Source organism: Streptomyces sp. PA03-6a, assembly GCF_033792765.1.
Lineage (GTDB): Bacteria > Actinomycetota > Actinomycetes > Streptomycetales > Streptomycetaceae > Actinacidiphila.
Genome location: NZ_JARAVK010000532.1, coordinates 1 through 1,915 on the forward strand (window position 1 = coordinate 1; position 1,915 = coordinate 1,915).

A 1,915-nucleotide genomic window follows, 5' to 3' on the forward strand; every position below is an offset into this window, starting at 1 on the left:
CGGGTGGGCAAGCGGGCGGGGAGGCGGGCGGCCCCGCCACCCCTGCTGCTGGCACTGCCGGGCTTCCGGGCCGCGGTCCGGAGACCGGGAACACACCTGGCACCGGTTCAGGCCGGGGCGTGGCGCCTGCGGTGCACGGCGGCGGTGGTTCGGGCACGGTCACCGCGGGCACGGCCGGTGCCGGCGCAGGCGGTATGTCTGTGGATCGTTCCCGAGCTGGTGCCGGTACCGGTTCGGTGTCTGGCACGTCAGAGGGTTCCAGCGGTTCTGCTGCCGGTTCTGCCGGTTCTGGTGGGTCGCATGTTTTGGGTGCGGTGCGCGGTGCGGAGACGGACCACGGGACTCAGCAGCCAATCGTGGCAGCAACGGCGGGTCTGGAGGGCAACGGTGTGGGGCTGGCCGACAGGAACGACGCCGCCGCTGGTACTGGCACTGGTACTGGCACTGGTACCGGGGATGGTGCCGGGGCCCGGGGCCTGGGTGGTGCGGGGTTTGGTGACCGCTTCGCGTCGGTCCAGGGTGTGGGCACTGCTGGCGGGCTTGCGGGTTTCGAGGACGCACCTCGTTCTTCCGGTGAGGCTGGGGTTCTTCCTGCGGCGCCCGCCACGAGTCCCAGTACCCCGGCACCTGTGGTGAACACGAGTGGTGTCGGCGGGGTTGCTGGTGGCTGGCTGTCTTCGGTATCCGCCTCGGTGGCAGGGACCTTGCCAGTGCAGGGCACCGGTGGGCGGGAGCCGGCGGCGGCTGTACTGCCGCGGGCTGCGGGTAGTGGCGGTCTGCCGTCGGCACCGGTCAAGGCGGAAACTGACGGGCCGCACGTTATTTCCGGGCCCGAGGATGAGGACGTTGTGGGTAGCGGCCGCGGGAATGGTCCGGCGTTGGTATCCAGCGGTGGCTTGCATCCCGCAATTGGCCGCACACCCGGCTTGCCCGGTGATGAGGCTGCTGTTGATGTGGTGGCGGGCGAGACCGACGACGTTGATGGCAGCACGGTGGCAGGTGAGACCGACGACGGTACGTTGGTAGACAAGTCCGACGTTGATGGCAGCACGCTGGCAGGTGGCGCACGTGCCGATGACGAGGCCCTGGCTGGTAGCTCCCGCAGCGACGATGAGGCGACGGTGGCCGGGGTCGGTGCGGGGGGTCGTGCGGTGACGGAGTCGGGGGTGTCTGCGGTGGTGGATTCGTCGGTGGGCGTGGGGGCACGGGTGGGGGTTGCGGATGGTGGTGTGCTGCGGCCGGCAGCCGGCAAGGGTGCCCGTGCCGGTGCTGCCATCAGTGCAGATGACGTTAGCGATGCGGCCACGGTGGTAGCCGATACCGGCGTGGATGCCACACCAGCGGTTGGCGGCGACGGCGGCGGTGTGGTGGATGATTCCGATGCCACGTTGGTGGACGGTGACCTGGGTATCGACGAGAAGAGAGTAGGGTCTGGCCAGGGTGCTGTGATGGGGCCTGATGGCAGGGTGAGGAAGGTTCTTGCCTGGCTGGACGGGCAAAGCAGTCACACCGATTCCTACAAGGCGGCGTTGCTGGATCCGGGCAGCCGGTTCCCGGCTGTGGTCACCGCGAATCCTGTCGTGATTCCGGCTGGCGTGGCTTTGCCGGCTGGTGAACGGGCGGCTGTTGAGGACCTGGTTGGCAGGTGGTTGTCCGGTGAGAGGAGTACTGCGGGTTGGACCTCCCGTGACTGGGACTTTGTCGTGGGGGCCCGCCGTGGCGGTGAAGCGGCTGTGGCTACCGCCGTCTTGGGGGTAGTGGAAGCCCGTAATCCTCATTCGTTCCGCCGCTACCGGACGGTGCTGGACCCGGCGCATGCCGGTGACAACCCGCTACTGGTGGCCGGCAGGCTTTTGCGGGCCGACGACGACCTGATGGGACACCGGGGTATCGATGTCTTCGGCTTGGGATGGCG

Annotated in this window: 1 pseudogene; it reads left to right on the forward strand. The window is 68.8% G+C overall.

Annotated elements, in window-relative coordinates:
- Nucleotides 1-629 precede the first annotated feature (629 nt).
- Nucleotides 630-1,915: pseudogene (locus tag PV350_RS46385) on the forward strand (hypothetical protein); the annotation flags it as partial.